General features: G+C 63.6%; 18 protein-coding genes. 5 read left to right on the top strand and 13 right to left on the bottom strand.

Annotation, left to right across the window (positions count from 1 at the left end):
* Positions 1–54: 54 nt before the first annotated feature.
* From ggt to QYE47_RS18320, 3 genes are all read right to left on the bottom strand, one after another.
* Positions 55–1,722 (bottom strand): gamma-glutamyltransferase, encoded by a 1,668-nt coding sequence (gene ggt, locus QYE47_RS18330; RefSeq protein ID WP_019438406.1) that lies wholly within the window; start codon positions 1,720–1,722, stop codon positions 55–57.
* 117 nt (positions 1,723–1,839) lie between these two features.
* A complete protein-coding gene (locus QYE47_RS18325; RefSeq protein ID WP_070384343.1) occupies positions 1,840–2,736 on the bottom strand; it encodes a LysR family transcriptional regulator in 897 nt (298 codons plus the stop codon).
* Between the two features lie 183 nt (positions 2,737–2,919).
* A complete protein-coding gene (locus tag QYE47_RS18320) occupies positions 2,920–3,510 on the bottom strand; it encodes an NAD(P)H-dependent oxidoreductase (protein WP_014592365.1) in 591 nt (196 codons plus the stop codon).
* 163 nt (positions 3,511–3,673) lie between these two features.
* Here QYE47_RS18320 and QYE47_RS18315 point away from each other — a divergent pair, with 163 nt between their 5' ends.
* On the top strand, positions 3,674–3,988 hold the full coding sequence (locus tag QYE47_RS18315; protein ID WP_070384344.1) for a putative quinol monooxygenase: 315 nt from the start codon (positions 3,674–3,676) through the stop codon (positions 3,986–3,988).
* On the opposite strand, the gene QYE47_RS18310 is transcribed toward QYE47_RS18315, so the two are convergent.
* The gene (locus tag QYE47_RS18310; protein ID WP_014592367.1) at positions 3,978–4,742 is read right to left on the bottom strand and encodes a sulfite exporter TauE/SafE family protein; all 765 of its coding nucleotides are present in this window, start codon (positions 4,740–4,742) and stop codon (positions 3,978–3,980) included. The genes QYE47_RS18315 and QYE47_RS18310 overlap by 11 nt on opposite strands.
* A 77-nt stretch (positions 4,743–4,819) precedes the next feature.
* Between QYE47_RS18310 and QYE47_RS18305 the strand changes: the two genes are divergently transcribed.
* Positions 4,820–5,701 carry a LysR family transcriptional regulator gene (locus QYE47_RS18305; RefSeq protein ID WP_070384345.1) on the top strand — a complete coding sequence of 294 codons (882 nt, stop codon included), beginning with the start codon at positions 4,820–4,822 and terminating at the stop codon, positions 5,699–5,701.
* A 102-nt stretch (positions 5,702–5,803) separates the two neighbouring features.
* Here the strand turns inward: QYE47_RS18305 and QYE47_RS18300 are convergent, their stop codons facing one another.
* Entirely contained in the window at positions 5,804–6,079 is a 276-nt protein-coding gene (locus QYE47_RS18300) for a metal/formaldehyde-sensitive transcriptional repressor (RefSeq protein ID WP_003251584.1), read from the bottom strand.
* A 70-nt stretch (positions 6,080–6,149) separates the two neighbouring features.
* On the opposite strand from QYE47_RS18300, the gene dmeF reads away from it, so the two are divergent.
* Entirely contained in the window at positions 6,150–7,079 is a 930-nt protein-coding gene (gene dmeF, locus QYE47_RS18295; protein ID WP_070384346.1) for a CDF family Co(II)/Ni(II) efflux transporter DmeF, read from the top strand.
* Positions 7,080–7,175: 96 nt separating this feature from the next.
* Positions 7,176–7,520 carry a cupin domain-containing protein gene (locus QYE47_RS18290; RefSeq protein ID WP_003251579.1) on the top strand — a complete coding sequence of 115 codons (345 nt, stop codon included), beginning with the start codon at positions 7,176–7,178 and terminating at the stop codon, positions 7,518–7,520.
* Positions 7,521–7,712: 192 nt separating this feature from the next.
* Here QYE47_RS18290 and mmsB read toward each other — a convergent pair whose 3' ends face one another.
* Together mmsB and QYE47_RS18280 are read right to left on the bottom strand one after the other, a co-directional pair.
* Positions 7,713–8,600: a 3-hydroxyisobutyrate dehydrogenase gene (mmsB, locus tag QYE47_RS18285; RefSeq protein ID WP_019438857.1), complete on the bottom strand. Its 888-nt coding sequence runs from the start codon at positions 8,598–8,600 to the stop codon at positions 7,713–7,715.
* A gap of 10 nt (positions 8,601–8,610) precedes the next feature.
* Entirely contained in the window at positions 8,611–10,137 is a 1,527-nt protein-coding gene (locus QYE47_RS18280) for a CoA-acylating methylmalonate-semialdehyde dehydrogenase (RefSeq protein ID WP_003251574.1), read from the bottom strand.
* A gap of 132 nt (positions 10,138–10,269) precedes the next feature.
* Between QYE47_RS18280 and QYE47_RS18275 the strand changes: the two genes are divergently transcribed.
* Positions 10,270–11,220, top strand: a complete 951-nt coding sequence (locus QYE47_RS18275; protein ID WP_014592372.1) for a LysR family transcriptional regulator — start codon at positions 10,270–10,272, stop codon at positions 11,218–11,220.
* Positions 11,221–11,350: 130 nt separating this feature from the next.
* Here the strand turns inward: QYE47_RS18275 and QYE47_RS18270 are convergent, their stop codons facing one another.
* From QYE47_RS18270 to recC, 6 genes are all read right to left on the bottom strand, one after another.
* Positions 11,351–11,842 carry an OmpA family protein gene (locus QYE47_RS18270; RefSeq protein ID WP_019438858.1) on the bottom strand — a complete coding sequence of 164 codons (492 nt, stop codon included), beginning with the start codon at positions 11,840–11,842 and terminating at the stop codon, positions 11,351–11,353.
* Between the two features lie 4 nt (positions 11,843–11,846).
* On the bottom strand, positions 11,847–13,118 hold the full coding sequence (locus QYE47_RS18265) for a diguanylate cyclase (protein ID WP_070384347.1): 1,272 nt from the start codon (positions 13,116–13,118) through the stop codon (positions 11,847–11,849).
* On the bottom strand, positions 13,115–13,681 hold the full coding sequence (locus QYE47_RS18260; protein ID WP_070384348.1) for a YfiR family protein: 567 nt from the start codon (positions 13,679–13,681) through the stop codon (positions 13,115–13,117). The genes QYE47_RS18265 and QYE47_RS18260 overlap by 4 nt, the downstream gene beginning before the upstream one ends.
* A gap of 100 nt (positions 13,682–13,781) precedes the next feature.
* A complete protein-coding gene (gene recD / locus QYE47_RS18255; protein WP_019438860.1) occupies positions 13,782–15,857 on the bottom strand; it encodes an exodeoxyribonuclease V subunit alpha in 2,076 nt (691 codons plus the stop codon).
* A complete protein-coding gene (gene recB / locus QYE47_RS18250) occupies positions 15,854–19,528 on the bottom strand; it encodes an exodeoxyribonuclease V subunit beta (protein ID WP_019438861.1) in 3,675 nt (1,224 codons plus the stop codon). Before recB ends, recD begins: the two co-directional genes overlap by 4 nt.
* Positions 19,525–23,007 carry an exodeoxyribonuclease V subunit gamma gene (recC, locus tag QYE47_RS18245; protein ID WP_014592379.1) on the bottom strand — a complete coding sequence of 1,161 codons (3,483 nt, stop codon included), beginning with the start codon at positions 23,005–23,007 and terminating at the stop codon, positions 19,525–19,527. The genes recB and recC overlap by 4 nt, the downstream gene beginning before the upstream one ends.
* Between the last annotated feature and the right edge of the window lie 203 nt (positions 23,008–23,210).

Raw genomic sequence — 23,210 nt, 5'->3', positions numbered from 1 at the left:
AGCGGCCTTGTGTCGCGATAGGAGGGCAAAGCCCTCCCGGCGTGCTCACAGGCACTACTTGACGATCATCCCCACCCCACGCCCACGTGGGTCGGAAGCGGTCTCAAGCTTCGCCCCATCGACGCGGATCGCCTGGATGTCGCCCATCTCCCAGCCCTGGTCCTCCAGCACATAGCCCATCTTCTTCAGCTCCTCAGCTACCCGCCCGGTCAGCGGCGCATAGCTGTCGAAGTAGATGGTGTCCTTGGGCAGCAACTGATGGTGCACGCGCTGCGCCGCCACCGCCTTGTCCAGCGGCATGCCGTAGTCGTACAGGTTGTTCATCACCTGGAAGATCGAGGTGAAGATCCGCGAGCCACCCGGGGTACCGATAACCAGCTCGACCTTGCCATCGCGGGTCATCAGGCTGGGGCTCATCGACGACAGCATGCGCTTGCCCGGTTCGATCGCGTTGGCATCACCGCCGACCACGCCAAAGGCGTTCGCCGCCCCCGGCTTGGCGCTGAAGTCATCCATCTCGTCGTTGAGCAGGAAACCGGCACCCTTCACCACGACGCCACTGCCGTAGTCGAGGTTGAGGGTGTAGGTATTGCTGACCGCGTTGCCCTGCTTGTCGACGATCGAGAAATGCGTGGTCTGGTGCGGTTCAAGGCCCGGCTTGACTTTGTCGGTTGCGGAAATGGCCTTCGGGTTGACCTGGGCTGCGCGGTTGGCCAGGTAATCCTTGGCCACCAGCTGGTCCACCGGCACCTTGGTGAAGGCCGGGTCGCCCAGGTAGTCGGCGCGGTCGGCGAACACCCGCTTCTCGATCTCGGCCAACAGGTGGATGTACTGCGCCGAGTTATGCGCCACCCCTTTGAAGTCGGCCGCGCGGTCTTCCTTGATGCCCAGCAACTGGGCCAGCGCCACACCGCCTGAGCTCGGCGGTGGCGCGGTATACACCACATTGCCACGCCAGCTCACGGCCATCGGTTCACGCCATACCGCCTTGTAATCCTTGAGGTCATCTTTGGTAATCAGGCCTTTGTCAGCCTGCATCTGCGCCACCAGCAAATCGGCGGTCTTGCCTTGATAGAACTCGCTCACGCCCTTGTCGGCTATACGCTCCAGGGTCTGGGCCATTTCCGGCTGCCTGAACAGCTCGCCGACCTTCATGTTGCCGAAGTAATCGTTGAAGTTGGTCGCCGTCTTGAACATGCCCTGGGCATCGTTGCGGTACTGGTACTGCTTTTCCGCCACCTTGAAGCCGTTTTTCGCATAGCCGATGGCCGGGGTCAGCAACTCGCTCCAAGGCAGTTTGCCGAACTTCTGGTGCGCCTCCCACAGGCCCATTACCGTACCGGGTACACCTGCTGCGCGTGCCCCGACCAGGCTGAGGTTCTCGATGACCTCGCCCTTGTCGTCCAGGTACATGTTGCGGGTGGCGGCCTTGGGCGCGACTTCGCGGTAGTCGAGGAAGTAAGGCTTGCCATCGACGAACAGGGTCATGAAGCCGCCACCGCCGATATTACCGGCCTCCGGGTAAGTCACCGCCAGGGTGAAGGCAGTCGCGACTGCCGCGTCCACCGCGTTGCCGCCCTTTTTCAGAATATCGGCGGCCACCTGTGCACCATATTGATCGGGGGCGGCCACCGCGCCACCCTCCAGGGTGGCGGCGTAAACCGAGGAACAGCTCAGGATCGCGGCTGCGAGAGCCAGGTACTGGAACGGGACCATACGCATGACACTTCCTTGGTGTTGTTTTTGTTGAGCAGTCAGTAAGGCCGAAGCGCTTCGACTGTGCAATCAACCGTCGGAAGTTTCGCCGCCTGTGGACAGGATTTGTCGCGATCAGGCAACTCAGCACGCGTACATCGCCAGCTTGCGCTGGATGAAATCCAGGAAGCACTGGATGCGCAGCGCCAACTGGGTGTTGCGGTAATACACCGCGTGGATCGGCTGACGGTAGCCATTGTTGGCCTCGCTCAGCAGCACCTGCAGGCGCCCTGCGCGGATATCTTCGTGGGTCATGAAGTGCGACAGGCTGACGATGCCCTCCCCGGCCAACGCCAGCTGGCGCAGGGTTTCGCCGCTGGAAGCGACCAGCGCCGGGCGGATGCTCCAGCGATCGCCCTGAGCGTGGCGTAGCGGCCAGTGATTGAGCGACTCAGGTTGGCTGAAGCCGAGCAGACAGTGGTCGGCCAGCTCCTCGACCTGCCGTGGCGTGCCGTGCTGCTCCAGGTAGGCCGGACTGGCCAGCACCTGCACCGGACTGCAACCCAGGCTGCGCGCGTGCAGGCTGGAGTCGGCCAGCTCTCCGATACGGATCGCCACATCAGTGCTCTGCTCCAGCAGGTCGATGATCAAATCGTCGGTGTTGAGCTCCAGCTCGATGCCTGGGTACTGGCGGCGGAACTCGCCGATCCAGGGCAGGATGGCATGCAGCATGAACGGCGCAGCGGCATTGATGCGCAATCGCCCGGTCGGGGTCTGGCGGTTCATCGACAGACGCTCTTCCATCTCGTCCATCTGCTGCAGGATCAGCCGCGAGCGCTCAAGAAAGTAGCGCCCCTCTTCGGTAAGGTCCATGCGCCGGGTGGTGCGGTTGACCAGCGTGGTGCCCAGCTTGCCCTCCAGGCGCGAAAGGGTGCGGCTGACGGCAGACGGGGTCTGGCCCATCTGCTCGGCAGCAGCGGAAATCGAGCCGCAGTCGATGACGGCGACGAATACCTGGAGTTCTTCGGATCGGGTTTTCACATCAGGGCCTGTGGTTGGTCTGTGCAAGGATTAGATAACCGCTTGTCGAGGCCAAGTCCAGCGGCGCCTGTACGGGCCTATTCGCGGGCTTGCCCGCTCCCACAAGTACTGCAAAGTCCTTGAAACCTGCGTAATACCTGTGGGAGCGGGCAAGCCCGCGAAGAGGCTGGTACAGACATAAAATTACTGTGCCTTGCCAAACACCTTGTCCAGATGGGCCTCATAAGCTGCCAACGCCGCCGGCACATCCGGGCGCTTCATCACATCCACAGCCAGGAAGGTCGGCAGGCCGGTCATACCCAGGAACTGGTTGGCCTTGTGGAACGGGAAGTACACGGCATCCACCCCCTTGCCTTCAAAGAAATCGCTGGGGTCATCGAACGCCTGCTGCGGCGCGTTCCAGGTCAGCGACAACATGTATTGCTTGCCGTGCACCAGACCACCGCTGCCGTATTTCTGCGAGTGGTCCGAACGGGTACGACCGTCATTGGCATACAGGCTGCCGTGGCCGGCAGTGAACACGTCGTCGATGTACTTCTTCACGGTCCACGGCGCGCCCATCCACCAGCCGGGCATCTGATAGATCACCACATCGGCCCAGAGGAATTTCTCCACCTCTTCCTGGGCGTCGTAGCCGCCATCGATGAACGTCTGGCGCACGTCGAAGCCGGCGTGGTCCAGGTGAGCGATAGCCGCTTCGTGCAAGGTCGCGTTGAGACGGCCTTCGGAGTGAGCGAACTGTTTACCACCGTTGAGCAGAAGGATCTTTTTCATGCTGGCCTCCACGGCCGAATCAAAAATTGATGCCGGAAGGTTAGAGGCTCGCGGAGGCGGGATACAGCGGTGACGGGGCAAAATACAATTGACCAGAAGTCACGAATGGGCAATACATTATTGCCTTAAAATACCGTCTCCACCCATCACCGAGTAGCGCCCCATGAGTGAGCCGTTCGCCTTTATCCTCAAAGCCAAGACCCGCCCGGAAATGGCTGATGCGTTCGAAAACCTGTTCCGTCCCTACGTCGAGCCAAGCCGCCAGGAACCCGGCTGCATCGAATACCACATGCTGCGCGACCAGCAGGACCCGAGCCTGTTTGTGTTCTTCGAAGTGTGGGCCGACAAGGCCGCGCTGGACGTGCACTCGGCCCTCACGCACATGGCTGCCTTCTTCGAAAAACGCATGGATTACCTGGAGCGCGATTTCGATATCCAGAGGGTCGACATGCTCAGCGCTTCGTCCGCTAACCGTTGATCAGCAGGTGGCCGCCGAGGGCGGCCAGGCCGATGAAAAAGCAACGCTTGAACAGCAGCGCGCTGATCCGCTGACGCAGCCACTGGCCCGCCAGCATGCCGAGCAAGGCCGGCGCCAGCATCAGCAGCGACGCCCCCAGCGCCTGGCCACCCAAGGCATCCTGCCCGGCCAGGCCTAGGGCCAAGGCCAGGGTCGACACCGTAAACGACAGGCCCAGGGCCTGGATCATCTGCTCGCGGCTCAAGCCCAGGCTCTGCAGGTAAGGCACCGCTGGCATCACGAACACCCCGGTCGACGCGGTGACAACGCCCGTGACCAGACCGCAAAGCGGTCCCAGCCAACGCTCGTGTCCCGGGGCTACCTGCAAGCCCGGGCCGACCACCCCATACAACGCATAGACCAGCAAGGCGCCCCCCAGCGCATGCGCAGCCCAGGGGCCAGTGTTGATTCCCAGCCAGGCGCTGCCCAGCAAGGTGCCGACAAGAATCAATGCCAGCATCGGCCCCAGGCGGACCAACAACCCTCGCAGGTGCCCGCCGCTGGCCAGCTGCCACAGGTTGGTGAGTGTCGAGGGCACGATCAACAACGCGGCAGCCTGCGCCGGCGGCATAGCCAGGCCCAACAGGCCCATGGCAATGGTCGGCAGGCCCAGGCCGATGACCCCCTTCACTGCGCCAGCCAGCAGAAAGGTCAGTACAACCAGCAACGACAGTGCCGGGCCAATGTTCTGGTAGAAAGCGAGCAAGGTAGTCATGGGCCGATGATGCCGTGCCCCGGGCGACGTTAGAATCTGCCATATACTCAGCCAGCCTCTTGCCCGGACAGAGCCACATGCATTTCGACCTGATCGACCTCAAGCTGTTCCAGCACACCGTGGAGTGCGGCAACATTACCGCCGGCGCCGGCCGCAGCCATCTGTCGCTGCCAGCGGCCAGTGCGCGCATCCGCGCCATGGAAGCATCGCTGGGCATTCCCTTGCTGGAACGTAACCGCCGTGGCGTACAACCAACGCCGGCTGGCCAGGCATTGTTGCAACATGCACGGCTGATAACGCAGCAGGTCGAACGCCTGCAGTTCGACCTGGGCCAATACGCACAAGGGCAGCAAGGCCAGGTGCGCCTGCTGTGCAACACCGCTGCGCTGACCGAATACCTGCCCGAACTGCTGGCCAGCTACCTGGCTGAAAACCCGGGCGTCAGCGTGGATGTGCAAGAGCTGCCGAGTTTGCGCATCGTGCAGGCAATTACCCAAGGCATGGCCGACTTGGGCATCGTGTCCACAGCCGCCCCCAGCGAGCACCTGCAGACCCGGCCGTTTCGAGACGACCCGCTGGTGCTAGTGACTCCACCGGGCCACCCCCTGGCCAGTGCGCTGGCGCCAAGTTTCGTCGACAGCCTGGCCCATGGCTATGTCGGCCTGGGGGCCGGCAGTGCATTGGGGTTGTACCTGGAAGAGCAAGCGCTGCACGAGGGGCAGCGCATGCAGGTTCGGGTGCGTGCGGAGGGGTTTGATGGGGTGATCCGCATGGTCGCGGGCGGGGCTGGAATCGGGGTGGTGCCGCTGGCAGCGGTGCAGCGTTGGCAAGGCATGCTGCCGTTGCACTGGGTGGCGCTGCAGGAGCCATGGGCCAACCGCCGGCTGCTGGTGTGCGCGCGGGATTTCGCGGCATTACCAGGCTATGCCGCCGGACTGGTATCCACCCTTACCCACTGACAGCCTTCGCTGGCCTGCTTCCACAAACTCGTTCGCGTACCGCTCGGACCGTGAAGGTATTGATACCCCCCTGGGGTATTCGTGAAAGGGTACGGCGACCTCCTACTTCAGATATGAACGCAGCAACGCTGCCACCTTGTCTGCCTCGTCCTGCCGTTCCTCGGCACTCAGGCCGTCCGCCACGAGGTGATCGCGGATGTGCCCTTCCATCACCTCGGCCATCAGCCCGTTCACCGCGCCGCGCACGGCAGCGATCTGCTGCAGGATCGCCAGGCAGTCCTTGTCCTGCTCCAGCGCCGTCTCCAGGGCGGCGGCTTGGCCTTTGATCTTGCGCACCCGGGTCAACAGCTGCTTCTTGCTCTTCAGGGTATGTGCCATTGGGTTTCACACCATGCTAGGTATACTGGGGTATAGTATTCTTCTCGATCTTCCGGGAGCATGATAAACCATGGCGACACAAACCTCAGACCGCTGGCAGCACAGCCACCAGTTCCACACCAGCAACCTGGGCGCTGAGCGCAAAACCCGCCTGGCGGTTTGGCTGACCGCAGTGATGATGGTGGCGGAGGTTGCCGGAGGCTGGTACTTCAACTCCATGGCGCTGCTGGCCGACGGCTGGCACATGAGCTCCCACGCTCTGGCACTTGGCCTGTCCTTGCTGGCCTACGCTGCCGCTCGGCGCTATGCAGGTGACCGGCGCTTTGCCTTCGGCACCTGGAAGATCGAGATTCTCGGCGGCTACTCAAGCGCCTTGCTTTTGCTGGGCGTGGCCGGGCTGATGGTGTTCCAGTCGGTGGAACGGCTGTTGGCACCGGGACCAATCCATTATGACGAGGCAATCTTAATCGCGGTGGTGGGCCTGGCCGTCAACCTGATCTGCGCCTGGCTGCTGCGCGATGACCATCACCATCATGATCACCATGGCGACGATCATCACCCTGACTACCACCATCACGACTTGAACCTGCGCTCGGCCTACCTGCATGTGATGGCCGACGCCGCTACGTCGGTGCTGGCAATCGTGGCCCTGCTGGCCGGCAAGTTCTGGGGCGCCAGCTGGCTCGACCCAGTCATGGGCCTGGTGGGTGCGTTGCTGGTGGCGCTGTGGGCCCGCGGCCTGCTGCGCGATACCGGGCGGGTGCTGCTGGATGCGGAGATGGACGCGCCAGTGGTGGAAGAAATCCGCGAAGTGGTCACGCAGTTGCCGGTGCCGGCCAGCATCACCGACCTGCACGTGTGGCGGGTGGGCAAGGACCAATACGCCTGCATTCTTGGTCTGGCCACCCACGCCGCGCTGAACGCCGACAGCGTGCGCCAGGCCCTGGCCGTGCACGAAGAGTTGGCGCACATCACTGTCGAGGTAAACCGCCTGGCATAGCGCGGTCAGACACCTGGACGTCGAGCCCAGGCAACTGCGGCTCGGCCGTTGGGCCTATGGTGACCAGTCATTCAGCCAGTCACCAGGAGTTGTGCCATGTCCGATTTCATCACCGTCCTGCGCGAAACCTGCCCGACGCCGGTCGTGGACGCCACCAAGTGGAAGCGCATCGGCGGCGATCCGCACACCGTCAACCTCAATGCCTACCTGTCGGCCGACGGCAGCAAGATCATGGGCACCTGGATCTGCACCCCGGGCAAGTTCGAGGTCAACTACGATAAATGGGAGTTCTGCCACTTCCTCGATGGCTATTGCATCATCACCCCGGAAGGCGAAGAACCGAAACACCTGAAAGCGGGTGATGTGTTCGTGATCGAGCCAGGCATGAAAGGTACCTGGGAAGTGGTCGAGACTGTACGTAAGTATTTCGTGTTCGCCTAATTTGCAGGCGCGGGTTTACCTGCGAATGCGGCGGTGAGGTTTCTGCAGCATTCGCGGGTGAACCCGCTCCTACCACTGCCGCGCAATACCTGTGGGCGTGGACGAAAAAAATCGCGGAGCAGGCGCCCTTCCCTCTGGTGCGCAGTTACAGAGGGAAGGCCACCTGGCCCGCGATGAAGTCCACCTCTTGCATCACTCCTTCTTGCGATAACCCTCGACGATGGCCGAGAAGTCCTTGCCCCCCTCGCCTCGCAGGCTCATGGCCTGGTACAACTGCTGGGCCACGGCACCGAGAATCACCGGTTGGTGTGCCTGGCGTGCCGCTTCGGTAGCCAGCCCGAGGTCCTTGAGCATGAGTTCGGCGCCAAAGCCACCGGTGTAGCCACGCGATGCCGGAGCGGTTTCGATGATGCCCGGCCACGGGTTGTAGGTGTCCGAGCTCCAGCAACGCCCGGTCGAACTATTGATGATGCCGGCCAGCACCTTGGTATCGATACCCAGCGCGTTCCCCAGGGCCATGGCCTCGGACACGCCGATCATCGAAATGCCTAGCAGCAGGTTATTGCAGATCTTGGCGATCTGGCCGGTACCGACTTCCCCGCAGTGCACGATGTTGCGGCCCATCTGCTCCAGTACCGGCTTGAGGCTCGCAAACAACTCGGTACTGGCGCCGACCATGAACGTCAGGGTGCCGGCCGCCGCGCCGCCAGTACCACCGGAAACCGGCGCATCCCCCATGTCCACACCTTTTGCCGCTGCGGCCTTGGACACATCACGTGCGGTCTGCGGGTCGATGGTGCTGCAGTCAACGGTCGGCGTGCCAGGACGAATGCCGGCCAGTACGCCGTCCTCGTTCAAGTAAACGCTACGCACATGGGCTGCGGCCGGCAGCATGGTGATCACCAGCTCGCTGTTGGCCGCCGCGTCCTTGGGCGAGGGGCTGATCTGCCCGCCCAGTTCTGCCAGCTCGGCCAGCACGGCCTTGTTCAGGTCGAACAGGTTCAGCTGATGCCCGGCCTTGATCAGGTTGCGGGCCATGGGCGCGCCCATGTTGCCCAGGCCGATGAATGCGATACGCATGACGTACTCCTTAGCGCAGGCTAATGGTGGTGTTCACACCGTCGTTGACGCTGTCGTCATCGAACCAGCGAGCAGTGACGGTCTTGGTCTGAGTGTAGAACTGCACCACTTGCTTGCCGTACGGCCCGAGGTCACCGAGCTTGGAACCCCGCGAGCCGGTGAAGCTGAAGAACGGGACGGGTACCGGGATCGGGATGTTGATGCCGACCTGGCCGATATCGATTTCGCTCTGGAACTTGCGGGCCGCAGCGCCGCTCTGGGTGAACAGGCCGGTGCCGTTGCCGAACGGGTTGGCGTTGACCAGGGCGATGGCCTCGTCGAGCGTATCGACTTCCAGGGTCACCAGCACCGGGCCGAAGATTTCCTGGGTATACACCTGCATGTCGGTCTTCACCCCCGAGAACAGGGTCGGGCCGACGAAGTTGCCTTGCTCGTAGCCCGGCACCTTGACGTCACGGCCGTCAAGTTCCAGCTTGGCGCCTTCCTTGATACCGCTTTCGATCAGGCCCAGCACACGCTCCTTGGCACGCTTGGATACCACCGGGCCAACGTCGGTGCCCGGCTCACAGCCAGCATTGACCTTGAGCTTGCTGGCAGCCTCCTTGATATCCGGCAACCATTCGCGGGCCTTGCCCACCAACACCGCCACCGAGGTGGCCATGCAGCGCTGGCCCGCCGCGCCAAAGGCAGCACCGACCAGCGCATTGATGGTTTGCGTGCGGTTGGCATCAGGCAGCACCACCGCGTGGTTCTTGGCGCCCATCATCGACTGCACACGCTTGCCATGCTGGCTGCCGAGGTTGTACACGTGCGTGCCGACTTCAGTAGAGCCAACGAAGGAAATCGCCTTGATATCCTGGTGGGTGCAAATGGCATCCACCACCTGCTTGCCGCCGTGCACCACGTTCAGCACGCCGGCCGGTACGCCAGCTTCCAGCGCCAGCTCGACCAGCAGCATGGTCGACAGCGGGTCCTGCTCGGACGGTTTGAGCACGAACGTGTTGCCGCAAACGATGGCCATGGGGAACATCCACAGCGGGATCATTGCCGGGAAGTTGAACGGGGTGATGCCAGCGCATACGCCGATCGGCTGGCGCAGGGTGTAGGTATCGACACCGCCGGCGACGTTCTCGGCAAATTCGCCCATCTGCAGGGTGCCAATGGACGCCGCATGCTCGACCACTTCCAGGCCGCGGAAGATATCGCCTTCAGCGTCGGCCAGGGTCTTGCCCTGCTCGGCGCTGAGCACCTGGGCAATGCGTTTGGTGTGTTCGCGGATCAGTGCCTGCAGCTTGAGCATGATGCGCATGCGCGCGCCGATCGGGGTGTTACGCCACGTCTGGAAAGCGCGGTGAGCAGCGGCCACGGCTGCGTCGACTTCCTCGACGGTGGCGAACGGTACGCGCGCCAGCACCTCTTGGGTGGCCGGGTTGACGATGTCACGCCATTCGGTGGTTTTGGACTCGACCCACTGGCCGTCGATCAGCAGCTTGACCTGCTCGACCTTGGTGCTGTTAGGGGATTGCGGTGCGTTCATCTGCGTTCTCCTTGGAATTGTTGTCGGGACGAGATCGCCAGCGCCGGGCAAACGCAAGGTGGCGTCCTGAGGCTTGTTTCGAGTATAGATGTGCAAACATCCAACAAGAACGCACAAAAAAACCGGATCATCATGCAAAAAGACCTCACATCCCTGAGCGCGCTCAACTGGGACGATTTGAAGTTCTTCCTCGAAGTGGCTCGCACCCGCAAGGCCAGCAGTGCCGCCAAACGGCTGAGCGTGGACTACACCACCGTGTCGCGACGCATCAGCTCGCTGGAGGGCGCGCTGGGCACCTTGCTGTTCGAAAAGTCGCGGACCAACGGCTTTGTGCTGACCGCCGAGGGCCAGCGCCTGCTGGGCTATGCCGAGTCGATCGAGAGCACGCTGCACATGGCTTGCGAGCAGGTGTCCGGGTCGGGGGTGGCGTTGTCGGGCCATGTGCGCATGGGCTGCACGGAGGGCTTTGGCAGCTTTTTCATCACGCCGCAGCTAAGCCACTTCGTCGACGCCTACCCGGCGATTTCGGTGGACATCCTGCCGCTGCCGCACTTCATCAGCCTCTCCAAGCGTGAGGCGGACATCGTCATCGCGCTGGAGCGGCCCGAGCACGGGCCTTATGTGTGCTGCAAGCTGTGCGACTACCGCCTGCGGCTGTATGCCACCCAGGGCTACCTGGACAGCCACACGCCGATCCGCCAGGTGACGGATCTGGCCAAACACCCCTTCATCAGTTACGTGGATGACCTGGCGTTCAGCTCCGAGCTGCTGTACCTGGCCAACCTGATTCCCAACGCCAGCGCGCACTTGCGCAGTACCAGCGTGATCGCGCAGTACACGGCAGCGCTGCAGGGGCGTGGGCTGGCGATATTGCCGTGCTTCCTCGCTGCGCAGGACCCGCGATTGGTCACGGTGCTGCCGGAGGAGATCGAAGTGACGCGGCAGTTCTGGATGTATTGCCGGGAGGATTTGCGCAAGTTGAAACGCATTACCCTGCTGTGGGATTACATCCGCGGGGTGACCGAGGCGAATGCGCCATTGTTGATGGGGCAAACCCGCGAGATGCGCTTCGCCCAGGACTGATGGGCCTGCGCATTTCCGAAGGCAACACAGCCCCTGTAGGAGCGGGCTTGCCCGCGAACACCGGCGAAGCCGGTGCCAGGCCGCGTTGCCAGCGCCTACAGGGGATATGTGACAGCCCGAGCGGCAACGATCAGTAGGACGCTACCACGATGGACACCCGACGGTTCTCGGTACGCCCTGCACTGGTGCGGTTGTCCGCCACCGGCTGGCTGCTGCCCAGGCCACGGCTCTGAATGTTCTGCGCCTGCATGCCAACCCCGACCAGCGCTTTGGTCACGCTCTGCGCGCGGCGCTCGGACAGCTGCTGGTTGTACGCTGCTTTGCCCGACGAGTCGGCATGCCCGTCCACCCGCACGCCCTGGATACCAACGCCGAGCAGCGCCTTGCCGATGCGCTCGACAATCGCCTGGCTCTGGCCGTTGAGGCTGTCCAGATCGCTGCCGAACAGCACTTTGCCAGACAAGTCGTAGGCCCAACCTTCATCGGTCGGGGTGAAACCTTCGCGCTTGAGCACGGCAATCTGTTCTGGGGTAAGGCCTTTCGGGGGGGCGCTCTGGCACCCCGTCAGCGCCAGCAGGGCGAGCAACAAGGCCCAAAGCGGAAAACGTAAAGCTTGCATCACGGGTTCAACTCCTGTTCCTGATTTCGTTGGCGGACCGTTCCATCTGCGCCGCTTGCCAATGGCCACGGCGTTTGCGCTTGGCCTGGTACATTGCCGCATCGGCGGCATTCAGAAGACTGGCGGGGTCAGCGCCGTCATCCGGGTAATAGGCAATTCCGACACTTAGCGAGGTGGAGACACTGAGGCCACTGTCCAGTTGCACCGGCAGCTTCATGCTGGCAACTATCTTCTCGGCAATGTGTTCGGCGTCCTTGCGCGTATGCAAAGGCGTCAGCAGCACAGCAAACTCGTCGCCCCCCAGGCGCGCCACCAGGTCTTGCTCGCGCAGCTGGGCGCGCACACGTTCGGCCACGCTGATCAACACCTCGTCACCCACGGCGTGGCCGAGGGTGTCGTTGATCTGCTTGAAGTGGTCGCTGTCGAGGAACAGCAGTGCCAGGTGGTCCTGCTGACGCGCCGCATTCAGCACGCTGCGGCTTAGGCGCCCTTCAAAGAAGGCGCGGTTGGGCAAGCCGGTCAGGCTGTCGTGGCTGGCCTGATGGGCCAGGGTCTGGTTTTCGCTCTGCAGGTGACTATGCCACACCTCCAGTTCATCCAGCAGGGCATTGAAGTCGTTACCCAGCTCGTTCAGCTCGGCAATCGGCGCTTCTGGCACGCGCCGGTCGAAGCTGCGCTCGCGGCGGGCGGCATGGGCGACACTGGCCAGGCCACGCAGCGGGCGGGTGATATCGTTGAGCAGGCGCCGCGACAGATACTGGGCAGCCAAGGCGCTGAGGACCGTGCAGAACAGGATACCGGCCAAGCCACTGAGCAGGAACAGCAACAGGCTCCTGCCCTGGCCTGCCAGCTCGATGTGCCCGACCTGCTGTTGTTGGTGCACGATCGGCAACATGACCGGCTCATCCAGCAAGGCGCTGGCAACCTGCACCTCCAGCTGCGCGAGCATGCCCGTATTGTCGCGTTGCCAGTGCGCCAGTTGCTCGCCCTCGTTGTTGAAGACCTTGGCCTCGGCCACTTCTTCGGTACTGGCAATCAGCGCCAGCGATTCATTGGCGGCGGCGCTGTCATCGAACACCACCGCTGCCTCTACCGTGTAGTTGATCGAGCGGGCGATCAACTGCAGGTTATGGTTGGCATAGACACGCAGGGCGAGCACGCCCAGCAGGGTGAGGGAGATACCCGCCAGGCCAACGGCAAGCAGAGCGACGCTGAGGTGGCCACGGCCTAGCACCGATCGCAGGGTCGGGCGTACGGTACGCTTGCGGGTCGGCTTCATGGCTGCTCCGCCCGGCGCCGCGACAATTGCAGCACGCTGGGGTGAATGCGCACGCCAGAGCGTGCCACCGAGTCGAGATTGACTTCAAAGGCCACCTGCTGGTCGCTGACCCGCAGGCAGAACAGGCTGCCGACCGTGCAGGGGTCATCCGCCTCGCTGATGCTCAGCACCGGGTGGCCGCCGATACGCTGGAACAGCCGATCGCGCTGGCCCTGGTCAAGCTTGCCAATGTAGAGGGCATCGCAGGCCTGGGCGACTTGGGTGTCCTCTGCCAGCAGGCGCCGCACCTGCAGCGGTCTGCCAGACGCCTGGACATGGCCCTTGATGAGATCGTCGGCGTACTCGGTCGGGCCGACCAGGCACAGGCGTAAAGGATAAGGTTCGACGGGCCAGCGGGCGTAACTGAAGATACCCAATACTACCTGGGTGACCGCCTTGGCGCGTTGCTGTGCCTGGGCGGCGGTTGTGCCGGGGTCTGCCTGGGCAGCGCCTGCAGAAAGGAACAGGACGGCCAGCAATAGCGAAAGCGCACAGCTTGTCACTCGCCTTGCGGCCACGTTCATGTGGGAAATCCCTTTAAGCCCCTTCCGATATCGGCGCAACGATAGCACATGGCCGCTTTATTGTATGAGCCTGCAGCCACGTGTAATGGGTCTCATGGCCCTAGACCTGCTCGAGCATCAACCCGGAAATACGCCGTACTTTGCGCGCCACCGCTTCTTCGAAAATGCCTTGCCGTGGCTCGACCAGGCTGAAGCAGTGCTTGGCCCGAGTGATGCCGGTGTACACCAGTTCCTTGGTCAGCACCGGGTTGAGCGCCTCCGGCAGCACCAGGGCTGTGTGGCTGAACTCCGAGCCTTGCGACTTGTGCACGGTCATGGCGAACACCGTTTCCACTTCGTTGAGCCGGCTCGGCAGAACGAATCGCACACCACCACTGCCGTCGTTGCGCGGGAACGCCACACGCAGCAGCGGCTGGCCATGCTCATCCGGCAGGCGCAGGGCAATACCGATGTCACCGTTCATCAGGCCAAGGCCGTAGTCGTTGCGGGTCACCAACACCGGGCGCCCTTCGTACCAGGGCTGATGACTGTCGATCAGACCGGCATTGTGCAGCACCCGCGCCACCCGCTCGTTGAGGCCTTCGACACCCCAGGCGCCCCGGCGCACCGCGCACAGCAACTGGAAATCCTCGAAACTGCGCAACACCTTGCCCGCCCATTGCTCCCAGGCGGGGTCGTCAAAGGCGGTATCAAGTGCCGGCCGGTAACGGCCAAGGGTGCGCAGGTAGCTGCGGTAGCCTTGCGGTCCATCGGTACCGCGGTTCAGGCCGTCGAGTAACAGGCGGTCGAACGCACGATCCTGTTCGTGCTTGAGCGACAGGCTGTGCACGTCGGCAGGCGGCGCGGCCAGCAGGTTGCGCGCCGCGTGAGCGTCCTGACGATTGACCAGTCTGGCCAGCTGGCCAATTCCGCTGCCTTCACCGAAACGCCGTGAAAAACGCAGCATCACCACCTGCTGGGCCAGCGGGTGACGCTGCTCATCGCCGGCCTTGAGGCCACTGCCGGCCAGCGACTCGCCACTGACCTGCTGAAGCCACGCTGCAGTCGCCGGCGAGTAAAAGCCCTCCTCAGCATCCCGGCACAGGTCACCCAGTACCGCGCCGGCCTCGACCGAGGCCAACTGGTCCTTGTCGCCCAGCAGCACCAGACGCGCCCGCGGCGGCAAGGCATCGAGCAGGTTGGCCATCATTTCCAGGTCGATCATCGACGCTTCGTCGACCACCAGCACGTCCAACGGTAACGGGTTGCCAGCATGATGGCGGAAATGCCGCGAGCCCGGGCGGCTGCCGAGCAGGCGATGCACGGTGCTGACTTCAGTGGGGATTTGCCCGCGTACTTCGGCGCTGACTTGCAGGCGCTCGACTTGCTGGCCAATGGATTCGGTCAGGCGCGCAGCGGCCTTGCCGGTCGGCGCAGCCAGGCGGATGCGCAGTGGCCTGCCCTGCTCCACTGCCGGCGCCTGCAGCAACGCCAGCAGGCGCACCACGGTGGTTGTCTTGCCGGTGCCGGGTCCGCCAGTGATGATGCTGAAACCGGCCCGGGTGGCCAAGGCGCAGGCGAGCTTCTGCCAGTCCACCTGGCCAGCTGGCGCACCGCCCTCGAACAGTTGCGCCAGGCGCTCTGGCAGGTCCGCAGGCGGTGCTTCGGCCTGACTCAGGCGCTGGCGCAGGGCCTGGTCGATGCGCCGCTCGTAACTCCAGTAACGGCGCAGGTAAAGGCGCTCGCCACTGCGTACCAGTGGCCGCGCTTGCTGGCCAGGCGTATCACCTGCGGCCACCAGCGGGCTGGCGCTGATGCGCTGAAGCCAGGCATTCAAGTCAAGGTTGGCCAGCAGTTGCGATGGCAGTAGCAAAGGGCCGATAAGGGCGTCACCTTCCGGCGGCAACGAGAGGGCGAAATCCGGCTCGGCCAAGGTTTGTTGCAGGTCGAGGCAGACATGTCCGTGCCCCAGTTGGTGGCTGGCCAGCGCCGCTGCCAGCAATAGTAAGGGATCACTGCCGGGGGCACGCTCCTCCAGGAACGACACGAACGCGCGGTCCAGGGCACGTAGCCAGCCCCGCTCAACCCAGCGGTCGAGTAATTGCAGCAGATCAGCGCTGTTGTGCTGTGGTGCCAGCGCCAGCAGGTGCTCTGCGTGCAACGGGGTGGGCAACAGGTCGACAAGGCTTCGGCTCATGGCGCAACTCCGGCAAACAGGTCCTGCTGTACCGGCGCGTGCTCGCCACGGAACAGTGCATCGAGGCTTTCGATCAGCTCACGCGGTGGCTTGGCGTGGTACACGCCGTGGCCGCTGCTGCTGGCACCGCGCAGGAAGATGAACAGGGCGCCGCCAACATGGCGGTCATAATCGTAGTCCGCCAGCCGCGCGCGCAACTGCCGGTGCAGGGCCAGCAGGTACAGCACATACTGCAGGTCGTAGCGGTGCTCAAGAATCGCCTTTTCCATGGCCATGGCATCGTAGGCCTGGATGTCCGCACCCAGCCAGTTGGACTTGTAGTCGGTCACGTAGTAACGCCCGTCCAGCTCGAACGCCAGGTCGATGAACCCTTTGAACATGCCGTTGAGCACTGTCGGCTGCGCTGCTGGGCGCGCCAGACCGGGGTGGGTGTGGCGGGCCACCAGGCGATCGAGTTGTTCTGCGTCGACCCGGTGGCTAGCGAACCAGAATTCCATTTCGATCTGGTAATGACGCAGCTGGCCCAGCGTTACGCTCTGGTCGCTGCCCGGCAGCGGCAACGCCTCGCCCAGCAAACGCTGCATCCAGTGGCTCAGGGTGGGGATCCAGCCGGCCCAGTCACGGCGGTTGCAGCGCTGGCCAACGGTGCGCTCGATCAGTTGAGGGTTAGCGCTGACCTCGCTGAAGCCCTCACGACCTGCCCACTCCAGCAAACCATGGAGGAAGGTGCCGGGGTTAGGCCCCCGTGGGAAGCGATGGATATCGCCGCTGTCGGCCGGGACCTCGCGCAACACCTGGGCATCGGGCACCTCGTCATCCAGCAGTTGCTGGGCCTGCGAGCTGTCGGCGCCGAGTGTCTGGTCGCCGACACGAAGGGCACTGTACGAAGCGATCCACCAGTGCTCGGCAGCCGCATGGCGTGGCCTGCGTGCTGGCAACAGCTCACGTTCGGCGTGTGGCATGCGATACATCTGCTCATCCGCCTGCGGCAGGCCTGGGCAACTGATGTGCGGGCAACTTGCCGCCAGAGCCTGCAACCAGTCCGTCAGCTGCGCCGAACCAGCCAAGGCAAGGCCGCCCCCCAGCAGGTAGCCAAACGCCGAGCGGTGCAGCTGCGAGCTCTTCAAATTACCGCGCTTGAGGTCGGCAACACCCAGCCAGCAAGCATGCTGGGCGCGGGTCAGGGCCACGTAGAGCAGGCGCAGGTCTTCGGCCAGGCGCTCGTCGTCAGCTCGCTCGATCTGCTCCTGATCGGGTGTGAGGGTGAGGTGGGCATTACCTTCGCTGTCATGCCAGGCCAGCGGCAGACGGCTACCATCCACCGGTTTGCTGGTGCAGATGAATGGCAGGTAGACCAAGGGATATTCCAGGCCCTTGGACTTGTGGATGGTCACCACCTTGACCAACTGTTCGTCGCTCTCCAGGCGCAGGATCTGCTCTTCACCGGCCTGACCGGAACTGGCGAGGTGCTCGGCCAGGTGGCGGATAAGCGCCTGTTCGCCGTCCAGCTCGCCGGCGGCCTGCTGCAGCAGCTCGGCCAGGTGCAGCAGGTTGGTCAGCACCCGCTCGCCATCACTGCGGCGGATCAGCGTGCGCGGTAGCTGGAAGTCATGCAGCAAGTGGCGCAACATCGGCAACACCCCCTGGCGCTGCCAGGTGTCGCGGTACAGGCGAAAACGCATCACCCAGCTTTCCCAGACCCGCTCGTCCTGGTTAAGCCGGTCCAGCGCAGCCAGCGACAGGCCCAGTGTAAGGCTGGCCAAAGCAGCCTTGAGCAGGCGCTCTGAGTCAGGCTCGGCGCAGGCCTTCAGCCAGGCCAGCAGGTCGTGGGCTTCCTGGGCGGCAAACACCGAGTCCTTGTCAGACAGGTAGACGCTGCGCACCCCGCGTGCGGCCAGTTCGGCGCGGACCATCTGCGCCTCATGACCATCGCGCACCAGGATGGCGATGTCCGAGGGCAAGCAAGCGCGCAATTCGCCTTCGGCATTCTGGAAACCCGCCGTGCCCTGCTGGCCGCCATTGAGCAAGGCCACAATATGGCTGGCGCAACTGGCGGCCAGTTGCTGGCGGTAAACGCTGCTGGAGACTGGCTCTTCACTTTCCAGCTGCCAGCATTGCAGGGCTGCACTGACTTCACCGTCAATCAGCAGCTGTTCGCCACGCCCCTTGGCGCGCACCTCGATGAATGGCAGCGGGTTGTCATCGGCCTCGCGGAACAGGAATGCACCCCGCCCCGCTTCACGCGCCTCGGCCTGCAGGAACACCTGGTTGACCGCCGCCACCATGGCTTTGCTGGAGCGGTAGTTGGTGTCCAGGCTGTGCAGGCGGCCGCTGGTAGCGCGTCGCGCGGCAAGGTAGGTGTAGATGTCGGCACCCCGGAAGGCGTAGATCGCCTGCTTGGGGTCGCCGATCATGAACAGGCCGGTTTCTGCGCGGTTTTCGCTGATCTGGTAGATGCGCTCGAAAATGCCGTACTGAACCGGGTCGGTGTCCTGGAATTCGTCGATCAGCGCTACCGGGAACTGCTCACGGATCAGGCTGGCCAGGCGCTCGCCGGCCTCGCTGGCGAGCGCGTGCTGCAAGCGCACGAGCATGTCGTCGAAGCCCATTTCTGCACGCCGGCGCTTCTCCACTTCGAAACGCGCCGATACCCAACTGGCGGCGTGCTCGAGCAGCGGAGCATCCGGGCTGTCCAGTGCCTGCAGTTGCTGCTGCAAGTGCTGCATGGCGTTGAGGGCTGGGTGCTCGGGAGGTTCTCCCTTCCAGGCCTCGGCCATGCCCGTCGGGGTCAGCCGCGTAAAGCCAGTGCCCAAGTCGAGCTCTACCAGTTGCTCATCGCTGGCCCAAGCGCAGAGCTTGTCGAACCAGGGCTCGAAGTAACGGGCTTGCATCTTGCGGCCGTCGACCTGTTTGGCGGCCAGCGCATCGCGGCAGATTTGCCGCAGTTCCTCGGCCCACTGTGCCCATGGCGCCTTGATCCGGGCCAACTGTGCGCCACGTTGCTGCAGCGATGCCTGGATCAACGCAGCGGGCTCTGGCCCATTCTGCTGGGCGCGCACACGGCCGAACAGTGGGCGAATGCGTGGCAGCAAAGCGTCGGGGCTCCCCCAGTTGCCGCGCACCCAGGCCAGTGCGTCACCTTGCATCCCATAGCAGAAGCGCCGCCAGTAATCGCGCATGACCTGGCCCAACAACTCGCTGTGGTCGGTTTCCAGGGTCTGGGTGAACAGGCTGCCGCTGTCGAAGGCATGCTCGCGCAGCATGCGCTGGCACCAGCCATGGATGGTCGATACCGCAGCCTCGTCCATCCACTGCACGGCGATTTCCAACCGGCCGGCGCAACGCGGCCAAGTCTCTTGTGGGTAATCGTCACGCAGTTGGTGCAACAGCGGATCGGCGCCTTCCAGCTCGCCACGGAAGAACCGTGCGGCTTCAGCCAGGCGGGCGCGGATACGCTCGCGCAGCTCTTTGGTGGCGGCGTCGGTGAAGGTCACCACGAGGATCTGCGGTGGCAGCAGCTCGCGCTCGAAGCCCTGTTCGCCACCGTGACCGAGGATCAGGCGCAGGTACAGCGCCGAAATGGTGAAGGTCTTGCCCGTGCCGGCGCTGGCCTCGATCAGCTGGCTACCGTGCAGGGGGAAACTCAGTGCCAGAGGACGGTCCTGGGTCATGCGCCTTTCTCCGGGTTGCCCAAGGTCTGCCAAGGGGCGGTGAACAACGGGCGATACAAGGTTTCGCACCAGCCTTCAAACGTTTCGTCAGCAGTGAGTGCTGCAAAGTCCCGGAACTGGCGGGCCAAGGCAATGCTTTCACTCCGCTCGCCAAAGCTGGTGCGTTCGTCGCCTTCGTAGGCGCGAGCTGCTGCGGCCATGGCTTTAACGGCATCGTCCTGGGCCAACCAGGCGAACGCGGTCTTGGCCGCGACTGGCAACGGCGCATTCATTGCCGCCTGACGGGCCACCAACAGGTCGCCCAGCAGTTGCGCGGCCAGCGCTTGCGGCAGCGGTGCAAGCAACAGGGTCAGGTCACTGGCTACCAATGCACTGTTATAGGGGTAGCCCGCTGCACAGGCCGCCAAATGCGTAACCCAGGGCGCGATAAGGCGATGCCACTTGAGGTTGTTGCGCCCGGCACTGATGGTGTTGGGTACTGTGGTGATGCTGAGAAGGCTCTGATCTTCCGCCTGGAACACCCGCCCCAGCCAGCCCTCCAGGCGGTGCTGACCGTGCTCGAAATGCACCGGCAAAGCGCCCTCGACCAGCTGTGGCCAGCGTTGCAGCAATTGCTGGTGACGTTGCAGCAGGTCCGGCAGCGGTTCGATCAACTCGTTTTGCAGCAGTTCGCCGAAACCTGCTAGCGGCAGCAAACCGCAGGCCTGCAGCCGTCGGGCCTGGGCGCGCAAGGCCTGTTCGGCGTTGTCCGGTTCGGCCAAGGCGGCGCCAAGCAGGCTTTCACTGGCGCCGTAGCGTTGCAGGGTATCGAGGACGAAGGGCTCTTCGTCCGGGGTCGGCGCTTCCAGCGCCTCAAAGTACACCTTCAAACGCTGGCTGAAGAAGTGCCGTACCGGGTGGCGCAAGAAGTCATTCAGCTGGTGCAGACTCAGGGCTTCAGCGTCCTGATAAGGCGGCAAGCCCGGCTCGCTCTGCTCGTCTGCCTCACCCTGCTGGTGCAGCACCTGCCATTCATGGGCATAGCTGAACAGTGGGCTGCCCTTCTGGAAGTACCGAGGGCTGAACGGCTGCAGCGGGTGCTCCTGGGTCAGTGCGTGCAACAGTTGCTCGCCCGGTTTCGCGGGCTGGCCCTGCTGCGCGTCGGCCAAATGCCAACCCGCAGCGATGTGATCGCGCAACTGGCCGATCAGCACCGAGGCCGGGCGTTCGCTATTGTCGCGGATACTGCGCCCGACCCAGCTGACATACAGTTGATCACGTGCTGACAGTAGCGCTTCAAGCAACAGGTAACGGTCGTCTTCGCGGCGTGAGCGGTCGCCGGGGCGATAGTCGCTGGCCATCAGGTCGAAGTCTAGCGGTGGCTGCGCACGCGGGTAGTCGCCATCGTTCATGCCCAGCAGGCAGACCACCCTGAACGGGATCGCGCGCATGGGCATGAGTGTGCAGAAGTTGACCGAGCCGGCGAGGAAACGTTGCGACAGCTTGCCCTGATCGAGGCCCGACAGCCAGGCTTCACGCACCACGGTAAGCGGTAGGGGGTCGTGCAGGCCGACGGTCTCGCACACCTCAAGCCAGCTATCACGCAGATCCTGCAACTGCATCAACAGGAATTCATCACCCTCGTCCTCGGCGAGGAAGAACACGTGCAGCAAGGCATGTAGTCGCTCGCCCCACTGGCTGACGGTGGCAGGCTCGGACAGGGCCTGGCAGGCGACTTCGAGCGCATCGAGCAACGCGACCAGCGGGCCGATCAGTGCCGCGTCCAGGCCACCGATTTCATCGTAGGGTTCAATGCCATCACAGGCCTCACCCACCCCCACGGCATAACCCAACAGCATGCGGCGCAGGCCGAAACGCCAACTGTTCTGTTCAAGCCCGGCGGGCAAGCCCAGGCTCGCCCGCTGCTCGGCGTCAAGGCCCCAACGGATGCCAGCGCCCTCGATCCAGCGGTGCAGCGTGGGCAGGTCGTTTTCGCGGATGCCGAAGCGGGCGCGGACTGCCGGCACGTCCAGCAGGTCGAGCACTTCGCTGACCGCGAAGCGGCTGTCAGGCAGTTTGAGCAGGTGCTCAAGCGCGATCAGCAAAGGCTCGCGACCACGCTGGCCTTGGTCTGTCAGGGTGAACGGGATGTAGCGCGGGTCGTTGCGCTGCAACTGGCCGAAGACGGCGCGGATATGCGGCGCATAAGTGTCGATGTCCGGCAGCATGACGATCACGTCGCGCGGGCGCAAAGTCGGGTCGGCGCTGAAGCGGGCCAACAGCTGGTCGTGGAGGATCTCCACTTCACGTTGCGGGCTGTGCGCGATATGGAAGCGGATCGAGCGGTCTTTTGTGGTGTCGACTGGCGGCCACCGTTCGCGGCTCTCAGCGAGCGGGCGCAACTCCAGGATGTCGTCCTGCAGTTCGTTGAGCAGCGTGGTGGGCGAACCGTCGCTGAACAGGTCGATGCGGCCGTCGCTGAACACGCCCTGATAGCTGCCTGGGTCATCATAGCTGTCGAGCAGGTTGATGTAGTCGCGGCCTTGTTTACCCCAGGCTGCCAGCAACGGGTGGGCATGCTGGTGCAGCGTCTGGTCGTCCAGTTGCAGGGGCATGCCTTGCTTGCGTTGCTGGCGTTTGTACTGGTGGCGCAGCAGGTCCTTGTCGGCGACGATATCGGCCCAGTGGTGGCGGCATGGGTTGTGTACGCACAGCAATACCTGACTGAAACGCGACAGGCCTGCCAGCGCTTCCAGGGCCTGGGCCGGCAGCGAAGAGATACCGAACACGATCACCCTCGGTGGCAGCCCTGCAGGCGCCTGCTCCAGGCTGTTGATGCGCTCGATGAAACGTTGGTGTACCCCGGCGCGGCTTTGCGCCATGCCTTGCTCGCCAACATCCTCCAGCAATGCTCGCCACAGCTCGGCTTGCCAGCGGTTGCCTGGCGGCAAAACTTTGCGCTCGCCGCGGGCCGTGTTGATGGCGTGCTCACCAGTGGCCCAGTCCTTGAGCCAATCGGCACGGTAGACCTGGTACTGGTCGAACAGGTCGGCCAGGCGCTCGGCGAGCTGGTAGCGCTTGCGCAAGTCACTGTCATCGGTGAGGAAGCGCCGCAGTGGCTCGAAATGCGGGCGCTCGATGAGTGCTGGCAACAGGCGCATCAGGCGCCAGGTCAGGGGTGCCTTGTCGAGCAGAGACACTTCGGGGATTTCGCTACGGCCAAGCACGCTGCGGTAGAGCTGCCACATAAAGCTACCGGGCAGTTGTACATCGATTGCAGCGGCGATGCCGCAGCCGCCTTGGTCATCTTCCAGCGGATCTTCAGCCAGGGCCAGCTTGAGCCATTGGGCGATGCCATTGCTTTGCACCAGGGCAATTTCGTTTTCCAGAGGCGCCAGCGGGTAGCGACGCATCCAGCTCACTACCAGGCTACGCAGGTCGTCGAGGCGGTTGCCGTGGACGATCATGAAGCCAGGATGGAGATGGGCGGTGTTGAGCATCGGAAGGTCTCTGGAGGCGCTGATGGCTGAGAGGGGAACGATATCACGCGTACATGAAACGGCCGAACGCCATCAGGCCGCAGGAGCGGGCGTGCCCGCTCCCGCAGTGATTCGAACAGGTCGAGTTTTTTTGCCCACAAAGACAAAACCCCTACCTGCATACGCAGATAGGGGTTTTGCGAAATGAATCTTGACGATGACCT

This window comes from Pseudomonas sp. 2,4-D (assembly GCF_030418155.1).
GTDB classification, from domain to species: domain Bacteria; phylum Pseudomonadota; class Gammaproteobacteria; order Pseudomonadales; family Pseudomonadaceae; genus Aquipseudomonas; species Aquipseudomonas alloputida.
Note: the sequence above shows the minus strand (reverse complement) of the source record. Positions and strands in the feature narration are given on the sequence as shown.

Excerpts from the sequence above, each read along its gene's own strand:
- ggt (WP_019438406.1), bottom strand. The coding sequence starts at position 1,722 with ATGCGTATGGTCCCGTTCCAGTACCTGGCTCTCGCAGCCGCGATCCTG.
- QYE47_RS18320 (WP_014592365.1), bottom strand. The coding sequence starts at position 3,510 with ATGAAAAAGATCCTTCTGCTCAACGGTGGTAAACAGTTCGCTCACTCC.
- QYE47_RS18315 (WP_070384344.1), top strand. The coding sequence starts at position 3,674 with ATGAGTGAGCCGTTCGCCTTTATCCTCAAAGCCAAGACCCGCCCGGAA.
- QYE47_RS18310 (WP_014592367.1), bottom strand. The coding sequence starts at position 4,742 with ATGACTACCTTGCTCGCTTTCTACCAGAACATTGGCCCGGCACTGTCG.
- QYE47_RS18305 (WP_070384345.1), top strand. The coding sequence starts at position 4,820 with ATGCATTTCGACCTGATCGACCTCAAGCTGTTCCAGCACACCGTGGAG.
- QYE47_RS18300 (WP_003251584.1), bottom strand. The coding sequence starts at position 6,079 with ATGGCACATACCCTGAAGAGCAAGAAGCAGCTGTTGACCCGGGTGCGC.
- dmeF (WP_070384346.1), top strand. The coding sequence starts at position 6,150 with ATGGCGACACAAACCTCAGACCGCTGGCAGCACAGCCACCAGTTCCAC.
- QYE47_RS18290 (WP_003251579.1), top strand. The coding sequence starts at position 7,176 with ATGTCCGATTTCATCACCGTCCTGCGCGAAACCTGCCCGACGCCGGTC.
- mmsB (WP_019438857.1), bottom strand. The coding sequence starts at position 8,600 with ATGCGTATCGCATTCATCGGCCTGGGCAACATGGGCGCGCCCATGGCC.
- QYE47_RS18280 (WP_003251574.1), bottom strand. The coding sequence starts at position 10,137 with ATGAACGCACCGCAATCCCCTAACAGCACCAAGGTCGAGCAGGTCAAG.
- QYE47_RS18275 (WP_014592372.1), top strand. The coding sequence starts at position 10,270 with ATGCAAAAAGACCTCACATCCCTGAGCGCGCTCAACTGGGACGATTTG.
- QYE47_RS18265 (WP_070384347.1), bottom strand. The coding sequence starts at position 13,118 with ATGAAGCCGACCCGCAAGCGTACCGTACGCCCGACCCTGCGATCGGTG.
- QYE47_RS18260 (WP_070384348.1), bottom strand. The coding sequence starts at position 13,681 with ATGAACGTGGCCGCAAGGCGAGTGACAAGCTGTGCGCTTTCGCTATTG.
- recD (WP_019438860.1), bottom strand. The coding sequence starts at position 15,857 with ATGAGCCGAAGCCTTGTCGACCTGTTGCCCACCCCGTTGCACGCAGAG.
- recB (WP_019438861.1), bottom strand. The coding sequence starts at position 19,528 with ATGACCCAGGACCGTCCTCTGGCACTGAGTTTCCCCCTGCACGGTAGC.
- recC (WP_014592379.1), bottom strand. The coding sequence starts at position 23,007 with ATGCTCAACACCGCCCATCTCCATCCTGGCTTCATGATCGTCCACGGC.